The sequence below is a fragment of the Sphingomonas horti genome (assembly GCF_009753715.1).
Classification (GTDB): domain Bacteria; phylum Pseudomonadota; class Alphaproteobacteria; order Sphingomonadales; family Sphingomonadaceae; genus Sphingomonas_B; species Sphingomonas_B horti.
The window spans coordinates 89,275-106,672 of the sequence record NZ_WQMS01000008.1 but is presented as its reverse complement, the minus strand read 5'-3'; the positions used below and the strand labels follow the sequence as shown (position 1 = coordinate 106,672).

The window sequence follows — 17,398 nt, the reverse complement described above, 5'->3', positions numbered from 1 at the left end:
GTGACCGGATCGTCATGCGCGTCAGGCGCGGAAAGGGCGTTGCGCTGCATCAATTGGCCTGCTTGCGACCGACGATTGAGATGGATCAATTCGCAATCCATCGCGGCTCGATAGCCTTCGCACCCACAACATATGGATTCGGGAGGGGATCGAGCGATGGGCTTCGAAAACGCGCTGGCCGAGGAAATCTGGAACGCGAAATACCGGTTCGTCGCGCCCGGCGGCGACGCCGCCGACGAAGGATTCGAAGCGACCGTGGCGCGGGTCGCAGGCGCGGTCGCCGAGGCCGAGGCGCCGGAGCGCCGGGCCTATTGGCGGGACCGGTTCGCCGAGGCGCTGACCGACTTCCGCTTCATCCCCGCCGGCCGCGTGCTGGCCGGCGCCGGCACGGACCGCAGCGTGACGCTGTTCAATTGCTTCGTGATGGGCACGATTCCGGACAGCCTGGAAGGCATTTTCGCCCATCTGCGCGAAGCGGCGCTGACGATGCAGCAGGGCGGCGGGGTCGGCATGGACTTCTCCACGATCCGGCCCTCGGGCAGCCCGGTCACCGGCGTCGGCGCGGATGCGTCCGGCCCGCTCAGCTTCATGGACTGCTGGGACGCGATGTGCCGCACGGTGCAATCGGCCGGACAGCGCCGCGGCGCGATGATGGGCTGCCTGCGCATCGATCACCCGGATATCGAGGCGTTCATCGACGCCAAGCGCGACCCGGCCCGGTTCCGCAACTTCAACCTGTCGGTGCTCGTGACCGACGACTTCATGAAGGCGCTCGCCGCGGCCGGCGACTGGCCGCTGCTGTTCGACGGCGAAATCCGCCGGGTCGTTTCCGCCAAGGACCTGTGGCAGCGGCTGATGCGCGCGACCTACGACACCGCCGAGCCCGGCGTGATCTTCGTCGACCGCGTCAACCAGCAGAACAACCTCGCTTATTGCGAATCCATCAGCGCCAGCAACCCGTGCGGCGAGCAGATGCTGCCGCCCTATGGCGCCTGCCTGCTCGGCTCGATCAACCTGGCCCGGCTGGTCGACGATCCGTTCGGCCCCCATGCCGCGCTGGACGAGGCGGCGCTCGGCGAGCTGACCCGCACCGCCGTGCGCCTGCTCGACAACGTCATCGACATCTCCCGCTATCCGCTGCCGCAGCAGGAGGCGGAAGCGAAAGCGAAGCGGCGGATCGGCCTGGGCGTGACGGGGCTGGCCGACGCCCTGCTCTTTTGCGGCACGGCCTATGGCACCGGTCCGGCGGTCGCGCTGACCCGGCAATGGCTCGGCGTCATCAAGCGCGAAGCCTATCGCGCCTCGGCCGAGATCGCGGCGGAGAAAGGCCCCTTCCCGCTCTATGATCCCTGCATGCTGGACCGGCCCAACCTGGTCGGCCTGGATGAGGACACGCGCGCGCTGATCGCGGAGCACGGCTTGCGCAACGGCTGCCTGACCTCGATCGCTCCGACCGGCACCACGTCGCTGCTCGCCGGCAACGTCTCGTCGGGCGTCGAGCCGGTGTTCGCCTATTCCTACACGCGCAAGATCCGCCAGGGCGACGGCACGTCGCGCGAGGAAGCGGTCGAGGATTATGCGATGCAGGCGTGGCGCCGGCTGAAGGGCGACGCACCTCCGCCGGAGGAATTGTTCGTCAGCGCGCAGACGCTGACGCCGTCCGATCACCTGACGATGCAGGCGGCCGCGCAGGCGCTGATCGACAGCTCGATTTCGAAGACGGTCAATTGCCCGGAGGACATTCCGTTCGACGCCTTCGCCGATATTTACGTCGAGGGCTATCACCTCGGCTGCAAGGGGCTGACGACCTATCGGCCCAACCCCGTGACCGGATCGGTGCTCAGCACCGCGCCCGCCAAGGCGACACGCACCGAGGTCGAGCTCGCGCCGCGCGCCGAGGCGCTGGAGGGCACGACCTACAAGCTGAAATGGCCGGACAGTGCCCATGCCGTCTATGTGACGCTGAACGATGTCGAGGAAGATGGCGAACGGCGGCCGTTCGAGATCTTCATCAACTCCAAGAACATGGAGCATTATGCCTGGACGCTGGGGCTGACCCGGATGATCTCCGCCGTGTTCCGGCGCGGCGGCGACGTGACCTTCGTGGCCGAGGAGCTGAAGGCGGTGTTCGATCCGCGCGGCGGCGCCTGGATGCAGGGCCGCTACGTCCCTTCGCTGCTGGCGGCGATCGGCGGTGTGATCGAGCGGCATCTGACCGGGCTGGAGCCCGCGCTTCCCTCGCCTGCCCCCGATCCGGTCGATCAGCCCAAGGCCATCGCGCTCCGCGCCTGCCCGCAATGCGGCGCGGCGGCGCTGATCAAGGTCGAAGGCTGCAACAATTGCCTGGAATGCGGCTACTCGAAATGTGGATAGCGTAATGAGATACAATGTTTTTTTGTTAGCCGCCGCGGCTTCGGTCGCGGCGCCTGCCCTGGCCGCGCCGGTCACTGCCTCGTTCGGCGGCGAAGTGCGCGAACGGCTGGAAATGATCGACGCGCCACGCTTCGGCATCGGCGGCACGCAAGCAGACAGCTACCTGCTCCAGCGCGTGCTGCTGCACAGCGACTTCCACTTCGGGGAGTCGGCGAGAGTGTACGCACAGCTCGGCGCGCACGAGGCGTTCGGCAAGAAGATCCTCTCCGCGCCCGACGAGGATCATCTCGATATCCAGCAGCTGTTCGTCGAACTGAACCCGTCGAAAAGCCTGTCGCTCCGGGTCGGGCGCCAGGAAATGGCGTTCAATCCCGCCCAGCGCTTCGTGTCGTTCCGCGACGGCACCAACATCCGCCAGGCCTTTGACGGGGCGCGGGCGACGCTGAAGACCGGCAGGCTGCGCGTCGACGGATTCCTGACGCGCCCCGTCGCGCTCGAACGCGGCGTGTTCGACGACGAACCGAACGACAAGCAGGCTTTCGGCGGCGTGTACGGCGCCTATGCAGTCGGCAAGACCGTCTCTCTTGACGGCTATTGGTTCTACCTCGACCGCGAGGGCGCAAGCTATGGCGGCGTGACCGGCGAGGAGCATCGCCACAGCTTCGGCCTCCGCTTCGGCGGCGCCGCGAACGGTTGGGACTGGGATGCCGAAGCGCTGGTCCAGCGCGGACGCTTCGCCGGCCGCGACATCGCCGCCTGGGGCGGGGCGCTCGACCTCGGCCGCACCTTCGCCGCCGCGCCGCTCAAGCCGCGGATCGGGCTGCGGTTCGATGCCGGATCGGGCGATGCCGACTGCGCCGACGGCACGCTCGGCAGCTTCAATCCGCTGTTCCCCAAAGGGCCCTATTTCAACGAAGCGAACCTCACCAGCTTCACCAACCTGCTGGCGCTGCGGCCGGGCCTGAAGATCAAGCCGGCCAAGGCGCTCGACGTCGAGGCCGCGGTCCAGTTCAAATGGCGGGAGACGCCGGGCGATGCGGTCTATGTCGGCCCCTCGGCGCCGCTCGCCGGAACGGCCGGCGGCACGGCGCGGACGATCGGCCAGGTCTATTCGCTGGACGCCGCGCTGCAGCTCAACCGGCACGTGGCGCTCAGGGCCTATTACCTGCACCACAGCGCCGGCGCGGCGATCGAACGGGCCGGCGGGCGGAGCGTCGACTTCGCGATGACCAGCGCGCAGTTCAGGTTTTAGTGAAACGTCACCTCGCCATTGGCGACCTGCTCAAGCCGCAGTTGGTCGAGCACGAGCACCTGGTCGTCGGCCAGCAGGCGGATCAGCCCGGTCGTCTTGAACGCCGTGAACACCCGGCTCACCGTTTCCTTGGTGAGGCCGAGATAATCGGCAATGTCGAGCCGGTTCATCGGCAGGGCGATCAGGTCGGCGCCGGGCTCGTGCTCGCGCACGCGGTCCAGCAGGCTCAGCAGGAACGTGGCGAGCCGTTCGACCGCGGTCTTGCGGCCCAGCAGCACCATCTGCTCGCGCGCGACCGCCAGCTCGTGTGCCGCGATGCGGTACAGCTCCCGCTCCATCAGCGGGTGACCCTCGACGAACGCATCGAAGCGCTGCCGGGTATAGCGGCAGACCTCGACCGGCTCGATCGCTTCCGCGGAAAAGGCGTGCTCGTCCCGCACCGCCAAGCCAAGAAAAGCGCCGGGGAACAGGAAGCCGGTGACCTGCCGCCGGCCGTCGGACAGCAGCTTGTAGAGCCTCAGGCTGCCCTTCTTCAGGTTGAAGATCACGTCGGCGGGATCGCCCTGGTGGAACAGCGGCCGACCTGCCTCGATCCTCGCGGTGGAGCCCTGGCAACGGAACTTCTCCAGCTCGGCGGCATCTAGGACGCTGCAGAACGTGCGCATGCGGATGTCGCACGACGCGCACGGATGATCGGCGGGGAGGGATGGGGTGCGAGGGACTGCAAGCATGGTCCGTCAATCCTCAAACGGCGCGGGAATGGCGTGCGGGCGCCTGGCCGAGATATTGGTCGAAAGCGGCGGCGAGGACGCGGACGAGCGGGCGCGCTTCATCCGCAAGCACGACGACATTGTCGTCTCGCCGCGCGATCCCGTCCGCGACGAGCTGGTCCAGCGCACTGTCGTCGATCAGCCGGCCCGGGCTGGCACCGAAGGGCGCGCAGACCTCGGCAAGATCGACGCGGTGATCGCACATGATCCGCTCGATCACGGCGGCACGCAGCCGGTCTTCGGCAGCGAAGGCGCGGCCCTTTCCGGTGGCGAGTCGCCCCTCGCCGATCCGCCGCTGATACTCGCCGATCAGCACCGCGTTCTGGGCATAGCCCTGCGGCAGCCGCCCGATCGAGGACGCGCCGAAGCCGATCAGCGTGTCGCAGGCGTCGGTCGTGTAGCCCTGGAAATTGCGGTGCAGCGTACCGCTCGCGAAGGCGCGGGCAAGCTCGTCGTCCGGCCGGGCGAAATGGTCGAGGCCGATCCGCACATAGCCCGCGTCGACCAGGGCCGCCGCGATCGCTTCCGCCTGTTGGTGCCGCGCGGCGCCGTCGGGCAGCGCGGCTTCGTCGATCTTGCGCTGGTGCAGCTTGAAGCTCGGCACATGGGCATAGCCGAACACCGCGAAGCGATCGGGCGCGAGCGACACCGCCTGCGCGACCGTTTCCAGGCACGACGCGACGCTCTGGTGCGGCAGCCCGTAGATCAGGTCGAAATTGACGCCCGCAACGCCGGCGGCCCGGAGCCCCTCCGTCGCCGCCGCCGTCTGTTCATAGGTCTGGACGCGGTTGATCGCGTGCTGGACGACGGGATCGAAGCTCTGCACGCCCAGGCTGGCGCGGGTGACGCCGCCTTGGCCAAGCGCCGCGATCATGTCCGGCTCCAGCGTGCGCGAATCGATCTCGATCGCGATCTCGCTGTCGGCGTTGAAGTCGAAGCGGGCGCGCAGCGCGTCCATCAGGGCGATGAACTGGCCCGGCTGCATCAGCGTCGGCGTGCCGCCGCCGAAATGGACATGGCCCGCATGCAAACGGCCGGGGATCGCATCGGCGACCAGCGCGATCTCGCGGTGCAGCGCGTCCAGGTAGCGCGCAATCGGCTCGTCGCGCGCGGTGATCGTCGTGTGGCAGCCGCAATACCAGCACATCGACCGGCAGAACGGCACGTGCAGATACAGCGAAACCGCGCTACCGGGCGGCAGCGTGCCGAGCCAATCCGAATAGACGGCCGCATCGACATCGGCGCCGAAATGCGGCGCGGTCGGGTAGCTGGTGTAGCGCGGCAGCGGCCGGTCGGCGTAGCGCGCCAGGATTTCGGGCTTCAAGGCATGCTCCCCTGGTTCTGCACGTGATTTCAGGGGGCGGGCCTTGTGTCGCAACTCGGGAAAGTCCCTTAGGGGTACGACCGGAATTCCGCGCTGTCCGGTCCGCGGCTAGAGGCGCCGACCATTCGAATATAAGAACAAGGGAAAACCCCCTGTCCACGTCGCTTCGCACGTTTTCCGGCGCATCGCTCGCCGCGATGGCACTCATCCTCGGCGGACCGGCGCTGGCCGCCGATGACGGCGACGGGGCGACGATCATCGTCACCGCCGCGCGCGTCACCGCCGATACCGCTCCAATCCTCGTCCGGGCGCGCGGCGACGTCGCCCGTACGCCGGGCGGCGCCGACCTGGTCGACGCTAAGGAGTTCTCCAACAGCTATGCGGTCAGCTTCCACGACATGCTGGCCTGGTCGCCGGGCGTGTTCGCGCAGGCCCGCTACGGCGAGGAAGTGCGGCTGTCGATCCGCGGCTCCGGCCTCGGCCGCGGCTTTCACCTTCGCGGCGTGACCCTGCTGCAGGATGGCGTGCCGATCAGCCAGGCTGACGGCTCAGGCGACTTCCAGGAGCTCGACCCCAACGCGCTGCAGCACATCGCCGTCTATCGCGGCGCCAATGCGCTGCGCTACGGCAGCTCCAGCCTCGGCGGCGCGGTCAACGCCGTCACTTTGTCCGGCCACGATCTGACCGGCCCGGTGATGCTCCGCGTCGACGGCGGCTCCTTCGGGACGCTCCGCGCCAGCATGACGGGCGGGTTCGAGACCGACACCGTCGATGCCGCGGCGACCGTCACCGGCTCGACGTCAGACGGGTTTCGCCAGCAGAGCGCGCAGGAGAAGCTCCGCTTCAACGGCAACCTGGGCATCCGCCTCGCGCCGAACCTGGAGACGCGCTTCTATCTGTCGGCGAACCGGCTGGACCAGGAAGTGCCCGGCACCATCACGCTCGACGATGGGCTGCACCGGCCGCGGACGGCGCCGGCGATCAACATCGCGAACGATTATGCGCGCAACATCCGCTCGCTGCGGCTGCAGAACCGCACCGCGCTGCGGCTGGGCGACACGCGGATCGAGTTCGGCGCCTTCGCCAATCTGAAAAGCCTCTACCACCCGATCTTCCAGGTCATCGATCAGGATTCGACCGATTGGGGCGGCTATCTGCGCGCCGAGGGGCGCACCCATGTCGGCGGCATGCCGCTCGACTTCACGTTCGGATCGACGGCCCGGATCGGGCGGATCGACGCGAAGCAGTTCGTGAACATTGGCGGCAAGCGCGGGGCGCTGACGGCGAACGCTGTCCAGAAGGCCAGCACGATCGACGCCTATGGCGAGCTGCGCCTGCACCCGGTCGAGCCGCTGGCGCTGATCGCCGGGCTTCAGTTCGTCCACGGCCACCGCGCGCTCGACAACAGGCTGCGGCCCGCCGCCAGCGACGCGCGCGACTATGATCAATGGGCGCCCAAATTCGGGCTGCTCTGGTCGCCGGGCGAAAAGGTGCAGCTCTATGCGAATGTCAGCCGCTCGGCCGAGATCCCGACCTTTTCCGAGCTCGTGCAGCAGCCGGTGGTCGGCTTCGTGCCGCTCGCGCCCCAGACTGCCTGGACGGTGGAGGTCGGCAGCCGCGGTGAGCACGGGCCGCTTGCCTGGGACGTCAGCCTCTACCGCTCGCAATTGCGCGGGGAGATGCTGCAGTTCACCACCAACCCGGACATCCCCGCCGCGACCTTCAATGCCGGTCGCACGATCCACCAGGGGATCGAGGCGCGGCTGGATTGGACGCTGCTGCGCGGCCCGGGCGATCTGGTCCTGCGGCAGGTCTATCAGCTCGACGACTTCCGCTTCAGGGACGATCCGCAATATGGCGGCAATCGCCTGCCGGCCGCGCCGATCCACGTCTATCGCGGCGAGCTGCGCTACAGCGGCAAGGGCTTCAGCATCGCCCCCAATATCGAATGGACGCCTTGGGGTGCCTGGGCTGAATATCGCAACAGCGTGCGCGTGCCCGGCTATGCGCTGATCGGCGCGCACGCGTCGCTTCAGCTGAACCGTGGAACCGAGCTGTTCCTCGACGCGCGGAACCTGACCGGCAAGAAGGCCGTCGTGGACCTGTCCGCGGTCGTCGCCGCAACGCCCCAGTCCGCGATCTATTACCCCACCGACGGCCGCGCGATCTACGGCGGCGTCAAGCTGAGCTTTTGAAGGAGTCGACGAGATGAAGAGGCTGATGATCGCCGCCGCGGCCATGATCGCGGTCCCGGCCGGGGCGCATATCGTGTTCGCGCCGGCCGAGGCGCCGGCCGGCAGCTATTATGCCGGCGAATTCCGCGTCGGCCATGGCTGCGGCGACGCGGCGACGACTGCCGTCAGGGTCACTATCCCCGCCGATGTGCTGATCGCCCGCCCCCGCCCCAAGCCCGGCTGGACGATCGAGATGGAGCGTGCGCCGCTCCCCGCGCCGGTGATGTCCGAAGGCCGCGAGGTTCGCGACCGCGTGTCCGCGATCACCTGGCGCGGGCAGCTGCCGGGCGACCAGTTCGACGGCTTCGGGCTGATGCTGAAGCTGCCGGACGGCCGCACCGGGCCGCTCTATCTTCCCGTGCGCCAGAGCTGCGGCACGGATTCGGTCGAGTGGAGCGAAATCCCCGCCGAGGGCCAGAGCTGGGGTTCGATGAAGCGCCCGGCGCCGATGATCGAGCTGAAGCCGGCCGAATCGCACCATATGCACTGACAGCCGGGGCAACTCCGGGATTCCCCTTAGGGAGAGGTCCCGAATGTCGCGGATGCCGGCCCGGCTCTATCCGGGCCCGGAATCGGTAGCAGTCACGCACTGCCTGCCTTTGATCTGGATCAACGATGGGCCGGGCCGCGCGCTGCAGCGCGGCCGGCTTTGCGGGATGGCGCATGGATACGATAGCATTCAAGGCAGGCGGATGGCTGACGGCTGTCATCGTGGCGCTGGCCGCGGCAGCTCTGGCGGCGGACTTCGGCTTTGCCGTGCAGATGGTGATTCTGGCGCTGGCGGCGCTGGGCGCACTGGTCTGGACCGTTACGCAGGCGGACTATAGCGGCCGCCCGACGCCGCCGGTGGACGCGAGCCGCTACGACGACGATCCTGTCCGCTGGGGCGTGATCGCCACCGTCGGCTGGGCGGTAGTGGGCCTGCTCGCCGGCCTCTACATCGCCCTCCAACTTGCCTTCCCGGTGCTGAACCTCGGCATCGAATATACCAGCTTCGGACGGCTGCGGCCGCTGCACACGTCGGGCGTGATCTTCGCGTTCGGCGGCAACATCCTGATCGCGTCCAGCTTCTACGTCGTCCAGCGCACCTGCCGCACTCGTCTCGCGCTGCCGTCGCTCGCCCGGTTCGTGTTCTGGGGCTACCAGCTGTTCATCGTGCTCGCCGCGAGCGGCTATCTGCTCGGCATCACCGAGAGCCGCGAATATGCCGAGCCCGAATGGTATGTCGACCTGTGGCTGACGATCGTCTGGGTCGCCTATCTGGCCGTGTTCGTGGCGACGCTGGCGAAGCGCCGCGAACCGCACATCTATGTCGCCAACTGGTTCTACCTGTCGTTCATCATCACGATCGCGCTGCTGCACATCGTCAACAACCTGGCGATGCCGGTCAGCCTGTTCGGCTCCAAATCCTACTCGGCCTTCGCCGGGGTGCAGGATGCGCTGACCCAGTGGTGGTACGGCCACAACGCGGTCGCCTTCTTCCTGACCGTGCCGTTCCTCGCGATGATGTATTACTTCGTGCCGAAGCAGGCGGAGCGGCCGGTCTATAGCTACCGGCTGTCGATCATCCACTTCTGGTCGCTGATCTTCCTCTACATCTGGGCGGGTCCGCACCACCTCCACTACACGGCGCTGCCCGACTGGGCGCAGACGCTGGGCATGGTGTTCTCGATCATGCTGTGGATGCCCAGCTGGGGCGGCATGATCAACGGCCTGATGACCCTCAACGGGGCATGGGACAAGATCCGCACCGATCCGATCATCCGCATGATGGTGATGGCGATGGCCTTCTACGGCATGGCGACCTTCGAGGGGCCGATGCTGTCGATCAAGGCGGTCAATTCCCTCAGCCACTATACCGACTGGACGATCGGCCATGTTCATGCCGGCGCGCTCGGCTGGAACGGCCTGATCAGCTTCGCCGCCGTCTATTACCTGGTGCCGCGCCTATGGGGCCGCACGCGCCTTTATTCGCAGCGCATGGTCAACTGGCACTTCTGGTGCGCGACCCTGGGCATCGTCCTCTACGCCGCCGCGATGTGGGTCGCCGGCATCATGCAGGGCCTGATGTGGCGCGAATATGGAGCGGACGGCTACCTGGTCTATTCGTTCGTCGAAGTCGTCGCGGCGATGTTCCCGATGTACCTGATCCGCGCCGCGGGCGGGGCGCTGTACCTCGCCGGTGCGCTGATCATGGTCTGGAACGTCTGGATGACGATCCAGGGCAAGGTGCGCGTCGAAAAGCCGATGAGCGACGCCGCCTATGATCCCGAGAAGGACCGGCCGCTCGCGGCCCGCCCGGCGCCGGCCCGGCCGACCTTCACCCCCATGCCCATCGCCGCCGAATAGGACCTGACCCATGGCGACCAAGTTTCTCGACCATGGCCGCATCGAGCGCAACGTGACGCTGCTTTCGGTGCTGGCCTTCATCGCGGTGACGATCGGCGGCATCGTCGAGATCGCGCCCCTGTTCTGGATCGATTCGACCGTGAAGAAGGTCGAAGGCGTGCGGCCTTACACGCCGCTCGAGCAGGCGGGCCGCAACATCTATATCCGCGAGGGCTGCTACACCTGCCACAGCCAGATGATCCGCCCGTTCCGTGACGAGGTGGAGCGTTACGGCCATTACAGCCTGGCGGCGGAAAGCATGTACGACCACCCGTTCCAATGGGGTTCGAAGCGCACCGGGCCGGACCTGGCGCGCGTCGGCGGCCGCTATTCCGACGAATGGCACGTGCAGCACCTGAAGGACCCGCGCGCCGTGGTGCCGCAGTCGATCATGCCCAGCTATGCCTTCCTGGCTGATCGCGACCTGAAGGTCGGCGACATGAGCCGCGACCTGCGCGCGCTGAAGCGGGTGAGCGTGCCCTATTCGGAAGCGGCGATCGCTGCCGCCAACGATGACCTGAAGGCGCAGGCCGATCCGGACGCCGATCATGACGCGCTGCTCGGCCGCTACCCGAAGGTCAAGTTCCGCGATTTCGACGGCAATCCGGGCAGGCTGACGGAGATGGACGCGCTCGTCGCCTATCTGCAGATGCTGGGCACTCTGGTCGATTTCGACGCCGCCGCTGCGCAGGAGCAGGCGCGGTGAACTACAATGAATTCCGTCATTTCGCGGACAGCTGGGGCTTGGTGTTCATGGGCCTGACCTATCTGGTGCTGGTCGGCTGGGCGCTGCTGCCCCGCAACCGGGCCGCCAACCGCGCCGCCGCGCGCATCATCCTCGACGACGACCACCCGGCCAAGGAGCGGGACAATGGCTGACAAGCGTATCGACCAGCCGACCGGCACCGAGACCATGGGTCATGAATGGGACGGCATCGAGGAGCTGAACACGCCGCTGCCGCGCTGGTGGCTCTGGGCCTTCTACGCGTCGATCGCCTGGGCGGCGGTCTATGTCGTGCTCTACCCCGCCTGGCCGCTCGTGCACAGCGCGACCGCCGGCGTGCTCGGCTGGACCAGCACCGGCCAGCTGGAGGCGGAGCTGCAGCAGCAGCGCGCCGCGCGCGCGCCGCTGATGCGCGCGATCGCGGACACGCCGATCGAGCAGCTCGGCCAGCATCCGCAGCTGATGCAGGCGGCGATCGAGGGCGGCCGCGCCGCGTTCAAGGTGTCGTGCACCCAGTGCCACGGCTCCGGCGCAGCTGGTTCGAAGGGCTATCCGAACCTGAACGACGACGACTGGCTGTGGGGCGGCGACATCGCGACGATCCAGTACACGATCGAGCATGGCGTCCGGCAGCCGGACCATGATGCGACGCGCATGTCGCAGATGCCGGCGTTCGGGAAGGACGGCATCCTGAAGTCCGACCAGATCGCCGACCTGGTCGCTCATGTCCGCACCATTTCCGGCCAGCAGAAGCCCGATGCCGCGTCCCGCCGCGGGGCCGTGCTGTTCGAGCAGAACTGCACCGCCTGCCACGGTCCCGACGGCAAGGGCAGCCGCGCGGTCGGCGCCCCGAACCTGACCGACGCGATCTGGCTCTATGGCGGCGACGCGGACTCGATCGCGCATACCATCGCCAACAGCCGCTACGGCGTGATGCCGCGCTGGGGCAATCACCTCGATCCGGTGACGATCAAGATGCTCGCTGCCTATGTCCACTCGCTGGGCGGCGGCGAGCAGGCGCCGAAGCCGGAGCTCGCCGAGGCGGGAGCGACGAACAATGGCCGCCCCTGAGGACCTGATCGGCGTCGGCAAGAAGAGCCTCTACGCCAAGCGGGAGCCCGTCTATCCGCAGAAGATCGACGGCCGCTTCCGCCGGCTGAAATGGCTGGTGATGGCGGTCACGCTGACCATCTACTACCTGACCCCGTGGCTGCGCTGGGACCGCGGGCCCTATGCGCCCGACCAGGCAGTGCTGATCGATCTCGCCGGCCGCCGCTTCTACATGTTCGGCATCGAGATCTGGCCGCACGAATTCTATTATGTGACGGGCCTGCTGGTGATGGCGGGGATCGGGCTGTTCCTGGTGACGTCGGTCGCGGGGCGCGCCTGGTGCGGCTATGCCTGCCCGCAGACGGTCTGGACCGACGTGTACCAGCATGTCGAACGCTGGATCGACGGCGACCGCAATGCCCAGATCCGGCTCGCCAAGGCGCCATGGGGGCCGGCCAAGGTCGCGAAACGCATGACCAAGCACGCGGTCTTCATCGCGATCGCGCTGGCGACCGGCGGCGCCTGGATCTTCTACTTCGCCGACGCGCCGACCCTGTTCCGCGATTTCGTGACCGGACAGGCGGCCTATGTCGCCTATGCGACGGTCGGCGTGCTCGCCGCCACGACCTATATCCTGGGCGGCTTCATGCGCGAGCAGGTGTGCATCTACATGTGCCCCTGGCCGCGCATCCAGTCGGCGATGCTCGACGAAAAGTCGCTGATCGTCACCTACAAGCAGTGGCGGGGCGAGCCGCGCTCGCGCGGCACCAAGAAGGCGGCGACGCTGGAGGACCTCGGCCTCGGCGTGGGCGACTGCATCGACTGCAACCAGTGCGTCGCGGTCTGCCCGACCGGAATCGACATCCGCAACGGACCGCAGGTCGGCTGCATCACCTGCGCGCTCTGCATCGATGCCTGCGACAAGGTGATGACGCGGATCGGCCGCCCGCGCGGCCTGATTGATTATGCGACGCTGGACGATTGCGCGATCGAAGCCGCCGGCGGCACGCCCAAGCCGCTGTGGAAGACGGTGCTGCGCCCGCGCACGATCATCTATTTCGCGGTCTGGGCATCGATCGGCCTGGCGATGCTGTTCGCGCTGGGCGGACGCACGCGCATCGACATCAGCGCGCAGCAGGACCGCAACCCCATCTATGTCCGCCTGTCGGACGGCGAGATCCGTAACAGCTACACGGTCAAGGTCCGCAACATGGAAGCGCGGCCGCGCCAGGTCGAGATCGCACTGGACGGCCTTGCCGGGGCAAAGGCCTGGTCGATCGACGGCAGCCGCGAAAGCGCCGCGCGCTCCACGAAGCTCGACGTGCCCGCGGACAGCGTCGCCAAGCTGAAGCTGTTCGTCGCGGCGCCGGGCTCGGGCGCGGCGAAGGAAGACTTCTCGTTCAAGGTGCGCTCGCTTGACGACGAAGCCGAGACGGCGAGCGTGGAAAGCCGCTTCGAGCGGCCGGAGGCAGGGCAATGACGCGGCGTTTCACCGGCTGGCACATGCTCGCGATCCTGATCGCCTTCTTCGGCACGGTGATCGCGGTCAACTTCGTCATGGCCTGGTACGCGACCCGCACCTTCGGCGGCACCGTCGTCGACAACAGCTATGTCGCCAGCCAGGAATTCAATCGCTGGCTGGCCGAGGCGCGTGCGCAGGAGCAGCTCGGCTGGACCAAGACGGTCGCCGTCGACGCGCGGCGGCACGTGACGATCGCGGCATCCTCTGCCGATGGCCAGCCGCTCGCCGGACTTTCGGCCAGCGCCGTCGCCCGCCACCCGCTCGGGCGGGAGGCCGACGTGCCGCTTCGCTTCGCGCCGGCAGGCGACGGCCGGCTCCGCTCCGTCGAGGCGCTGCCGGCGGGCCGCTGGCTCGTCCACCTGACCGTGCGCAGCGGCGCGAACGAAGCGCGGCTGATCGAGAATCTGTCATGACCGCGATCGCCGGCGATCCGACCCGCACCCTGTTCGCCGTGCCGGGGATGCGCTGCGCCGGCTGCATCGCAAAGCTGGAAAGCGGCCTCGCGCCGGTGCCGGGGATCGCGTCGGCGCGCGTCAATTTCACGGCGAGGCAGGTCGCGATCGATCATGCGCCGGGGCTCCAGCTGCCCGACCTGCAGGCAGCGATCGCGAAACTGGGATTCGAGGCGCAGCCGATCCAGGGCAATGCGCCGGCACCGTCCGAAAGTCGCGACCTGCTGAAGGCGACCGCCGTCGCCGGCTTCGCGTCGATGAACGTGATGCTGCTTTCGGTTTCGGTCTGGTCCGGCGCGGCCGGGGCGACGCGCGACCTGTTCCACCTTTTGTCCGCCCTGATCGCGATCCCCACTGTCGCCTATTCCGGCCGGCCGTTCTTCAAGTCCGCCTGGGCCGCGCTCAGCCACGGCCGCACCAACATGGATGTGCCGATCTCGATCGGCGTGCTGCTGGTGACGGCGCTCAGCCTGTTCGAGACGCTGACCAGCGGCGCCCATGCCTATTTCGACGGCGCGGTGATGCTGCTGTTCTTCCTGCTGGTTGGCCGCGTGCTGGACAGCGTGATGCGCGACCGCGCGCGCGACGGGGTCGCCGCGCTGCTGAAGCAGACCGCGCCCGGAGCGCTCACCCTGAAGCCGGATGGCACCACGGAGTGGCGAGCCGCCGACACGCTGGCGCCGGGCATGCGGATGATCGTCGCGGCGGGCGAGCGGCTCGCGGCGGACGGCGTCGTCGAGGCGGGCGCCAGCAGCCTGGATCTGGCGCTGCTGACCGGCGAAAGCGCGCCGCAACCGGTGGGCGAAGGCGCGAAGGTGCATGCCGGCACGTTGAACCTGGACGCGCCGCTAACGGTGCGGATCACCGCCGCGGGGCCGGACACGGCGATCGCCGATATTGCCCGGCTGATGGAGCAGGCCGGGCAGGCGCGCTCACGCTATGTCCGCATCGCCGATCGCGCCGCGCGGCTCTACGCGCCTGCAGTCCACACGCTGGCGCTGCTGTCCTTTTTCGGCTGGATGCTGGCGGGCGCGGGCTGGCACCATTCGCTGCTGATCGCGGCCGCCGTGCTGATCATCACCTGCCCCTGCGCGCTGGGCCTTGCCGTGCCCGCCGCGCAGATCGTCGCCGCCGGCACGCTGATGCGGTCGGGCGTGCTGATCAAGGACGGCTCGGCGCTGGAACGGCTGGCCGAGGTCGACCGCGCGCTGTTCGACAAGACCGGCACGCTGACGCTCGGCCGCCCGCAGCCGGTCGATCTCGACAGACTGCGGCCGGTGATGAAGCCGGCCGTGCTCGCGCTTGCCCAGGGCAGCCGCCACCCGCTCAGCGCCGCGCTGCGCACCGCGCTGGAGCAGCAAGGCGTCACCCCGGCCCCCGTCGAGCAGATCCGCGAGGAGCCCGGCTTCGGGATGCGCGGCCGCTATCTGGGCGCGCCGGTGTCCCTCGGCCGGCCCGGCGCCGACGAGGCCGACAGCCAGATGGCGGTCGCCTTCACGATGGACGGGCTGGAGCCGTGCCTCCTGCACTTTGAGGACGCGATCCGGCCCGGCACCGGAGCCACGCTCGCGCGCCTCGATCGCCTCGGCATCCGAGGTTCGATCGCATCCGGCGACCGGGCCGAGTCGGTCGCGCCTGTCGCCCAGGCGCTCAACCTGGCTGCGCAGACGGACATGCGGCCGGAAGACAAGCTCGCCGCGATCGGCAGCCTCGCCGCCACCGGCGCCAAGGTGCTGATGGTCGGCGACGGGCTGAACGACGGACCGGCCCTCGCCGCCGGCCACGCCTCGATGGCGCCGGCCTCGGCAAGCGATGTCGGCCAGACCGCGGCGGACGCCGTGTTCATGGGCGACAGCCTCGCCCCGATCGCCACGACGATCATGGTCGCGCGCCGGACGATGCGGATCGTGCGGCAGAATTTCGCGATCGCGATCAGCTACAACATGGTCGCCATCCCGCTCGCGCTGCTCGGGCTGGTGACGCCGCTCGTCGCCGCGCTGGCGATGTCGGGATCGTCGATCATCGTCGTCGGCAATGCGCTGCGGTTGCGGAGAGTGCCGCAATGAACGGCCTCGCCCTCCTGATCCCGCTCGCGCTGCTGCTCGGCCTGTCCGGCCTGGTCGCGTTCTTCTGGGCGCTCGGCAGCGGCCAGTTCGACGACATGGAGGGGGCAGCCCTGCGCATCCTCGTCGATGATGCGCCGGCGCCTCCGGAAAACCCCTTAGGGTGAATATCCAGATGTCCAGCCAGGGGGCGGAATCATAGAACAGGACCAGCATTCAAGGCCTGGCCGATCAGGAGGACCGCCAATGCTGCAGGAGAAGATTGCCGTGTCCGGCCGCATCGATTCAGTCGACGTCGCCGCCGTATGGCCCGTCAGCGCGCAGGTCGCGCCGGTTCCGATCCCGGAGATCGAAGCGCAAGACACCGAGCGCGCCGGGCTCCAGCAGTTCATGCGTCAGGGCATCGACACCGTCTCCGGCCGTGACCACCGTGGCGCGGCGCTGATCCGGATGCTGATCCCTCCCTTGTTCCTGACGCTCGGCTTCTTCGGCATCGCCCTCACGATGATATCCTGAGCGGCGATGATCCACGCGCCCATCATCCAGGTCGAGCAGACGCCCAATCCCGACGCGCTTCGGCTGCTTCCCGGCGTGTCGCTGCTGAAAGGCCCTCCGGTCGAGATCGCCCCGGGCGATGCCGCCGCGCAGGCCCCGCTCGCGGCGGCGCTGCTGGCGATCGACGGCATCGATCGCATCATGATCGGCCCCGATTTCGTGACTGCTGTCCGCCGCTCGGCCGAGTTTCCCTGGGCCGCGCTGAAGCCCCAGCTGCTGGCCGAGCTGGCCGACTTCCTGTTCTCCGGCGAGCCCGCCCTCCCCGCCTCGCTGCTGCCCGCGCCCCCGCCGCCCGCCGAAGGCGGTCTGGTCGCGCAGCAGATCGTCGAGGTGATCGAACGCTATGTGCGACCGATGCTCGCGCGCGACGGCGGCGAGGCGACATTGCTGCGCTTCGATGCCGAAACCGGCATCGCCTATGTTCGCATGGGCGGCGCGTGCGGCGGCTGTCCGTCAGGCCGGACCACGCTGAAGCAGGGCATCGAACAGGCGATCAAGCGCTATGTCCCCGAAGTGACGCGGGTCGAATCGGCGCTCGAAGAGCCCGAGCCCGGCGGCGATCCGCGGGCCCGGGTGCGCAGCTGGATCGCCGCGCGCTGGCCGCGCTTCAATCCGGCGGCCGCACGGTCTTCATCCTCTTAAGTGATGCGATTGATTGACCCGAACCGATTCGAACACGTAACGACTTGAC

Annotated in this window: 16 protein-coding genes; 14 read left to right on the top strand and 2 right to left on the bottom strand. The window is 68.3% G+C overall.

The window, feature by feature from the left end; all coding sequences use genetic code 11:
• Positions 1 to 156 precede the first annotated feature (156 nt).
• Positions 157 to 2,373, top strand: coding sequence for an adenosylcobalamin-dependent ribonucleoside-diphosphate reductase (locus GON01_RS07910; protein WP_157026832.1), 2,217 nt, complete (start codon positions 157 to 159; stop codon positions 2,371 to 2,373).
• A gap of 4 nt (positions 2,374 to 2,377) precedes the next feature.
• Entirely contained in the window at positions 2,378 to 3,625 is a 1,248-nt protein-coding gene (locus tag GON01_RS07905) for an alginate export family protein (RefSeq protein ID WP_157026831.1), read from the top strand.
• Here GON01_RS07905 and GON01_RS07900 read toward each other — a convergent pair.
• Both GON01_RS07900 and hemN read right to left on the bottom strand, forming a co-directional pair.
• Positions 3,622 to 4,356, bottom strand: a complete 735-nt coding sequence (locus GON01_RS07900; RefSeq protein WP_157026830.1) for a cyclic nucleotide-binding domain-containing protein — start codon at positions 4,354 to 4,356, stop codon at positions 3,622 to 3,624. The two genes, GON01_RS07905 and GON01_RS07900, sit on opposite strands and share 4 nt — an antisense overlap.
• Before the next feature lie 13 nt (positions 4,357 to 4,369).
• Positions 4,370 to 5,719: an oxygen-independent coproporphyrinogen III oxidase gene (gene hemN, locus GON01_RS07895; protein WP_157026829.1), complete on the bottom strand. Its 1,350-nt coding sequence runs from the start codon at positions 5,717 to 5,719 to the stop codon at positions 4,370 to 4,372.
• A 197-nt stretch (positions 5,720 to 5,916) separates the two neighbouring features.
• On the opposite strand from hemN, the gene GON01_RS07890 reads away from it, so the two are divergent.
• The 12 genes from GON01_RS07890 (at position 5,917) to GON01_RS07835 (ending at position 17,349) form a co-directional block, all read left to right on the top strand.
• Positions 5,917 to 7,914 (top strand): TonB-dependent receptor family protein, encoded by a 1,998-nt coding sequence (locus GON01_RS07890; protein WP_157026828.1) that lies wholly within the window; start codon positions 5,917 to 5,919, stop codon positions 7,912 to 7,914.
• 13 nt (positions 7,915 to 7,927) lie between these two features.
• Positions 7,928 to 8,443: a YcnI family copper-binding membrane protein gene (locus GON01_RS07885; protein WP_157026827.1), complete on the top strand. Its 516-nt coding sequence runs from the start codon at positions 7,928 to 7,930 to the stop codon at positions 8,441 to 8,443.
• Positions 8,444 to 8,616: 173 nt separating this feature from the next.
• Positions 8,617 to 10,302 (top strand): cytochrome-c oxidase, cbb3-type subunit I, encoded by a 1,686-nt coding sequence (ccoN, locus tag GON01_RS07880; RefSeq protein ID WP_157026826.1) that lies wholly within the window; start codon positions 8,617 to 8,619, stop codon positions 10,300 to 10,302.
• 10 nt (positions 10,303 to 10,312) lie between these two features.
• Complete coding sequence (gene ccoO, locus GON01_RS07875; RefSeq protein WP_157026825.1) at positions 10,313 to 11,047, top strand: cytochrome-c oxidase, cbb3-type subunit II; 735 nt, start codon at positions 10,313 to 10,315, stop codon at positions 11,045 to 11,047.
• The gene (locus GON01_RS07870; protein ID WP_181600112.1) at positions 11,044 to 11,220 is read left to right on the top strand and encodes a cbb3-type cytochrome c oxidase subunit 3; all 177 of its coding nucleotides are present in this window, start codon (positions 11,044 to 11,046) and stop codon (positions 11,218 to 11,220) included. Before ccoO ends, GON01_RS07870 begins: the two co-directional genes overlap by 4 nt.
• Positions 11,213 to 12,136, top strand: coding sequence for a cytochrome-c oxidase, cbb3-type subunit III (ccoP, locus tag GON01_RS07865; RefSeq protein WP_157026824.1), 924 nt, complete (start codon positions 11,213 to 11,215; stop codon positions 12,134 to 12,136). The genes GON01_RS07870 and ccoP overlap by 8 nt, the downstream gene beginning before the upstream one ends.
• Entirely contained in the window at positions 12,123 to 13,595 is a 1,473-nt protein-coding gene (gene ccoG / locus GON01_RS07860; RefSeq protein ID WP_157026823.1) for a cytochrome c oxidase accessory protein CcoG, read from the top strand. The genes ccoP and ccoG overlap by 14 nt, the downstream gene beginning before the upstream one ends.
• The gene (locus GON01_RS07855) at positions 13,592 to 14,050 is read left to right on the top strand and encodes a FixH family protein (RefSeq protein WP_157026822.1); all 459 of its coding nucleotides are present in this window, start codon (positions 13,592 to 13,594) and stop codon (positions 14,048 to 14,050) included. Before ccoG ends, GON01_RS07855 begins: the two co-directional genes overlap by 4 nt.
• Positions 14,047 to 16,155 (top strand): heavy metal translocating P-type ATPase, encoded by a 2,109-nt coding sequence (locus tag GON01_RS07850; protein WP_157026821.1) that lies wholly within the window; start codon positions 14,047 to 14,049, stop codon positions 16,153 to 16,155. The genes GON01_RS07855 and GON01_RS07850 overlap by 4 nt, the downstream gene beginning before the upstream one ends.
• Entirely contained in the window at positions 16,152 to 16,319 is a 168-nt protein-coding gene (gene ccoS, locus GON01_RS07845) for a cbb3-type cytochrome oxidase assembly protein CcoS (protein WP_157026820.1), read from the top strand. Before GON01_RS07850 ends, ccoS begins: the two co-directional genes overlap by 4 nt.
• A 79-nt stretch (positions 16,320 to 16,398) precedes the next feature.
• Complete coding sequence (locus tag GON01_RS07840; RefSeq protein WP_157026819.1) at positions 16,399 to 16,668, top strand: hypothetical protein; 270 nt, start codon at positions 16,399 to 16,401, stop codon at positions 16,666 to 16,668.
• A gap of 6 nt (positions 16,669 to 16,674) precedes the next feature.
• Positions 16,675 to 17,349 (top strand): NifU family protein, encoded by a 675-nt coding sequence (locus tag GON01_RS07835; protein ID WP_157026818.1) that lies wholly within the window; start codon positions 16,675 to 16,677, stop codon positions 17,347 to 17,349.
• Positions 17,350 to 17,398: the final 49 nt, after the last annotated feature.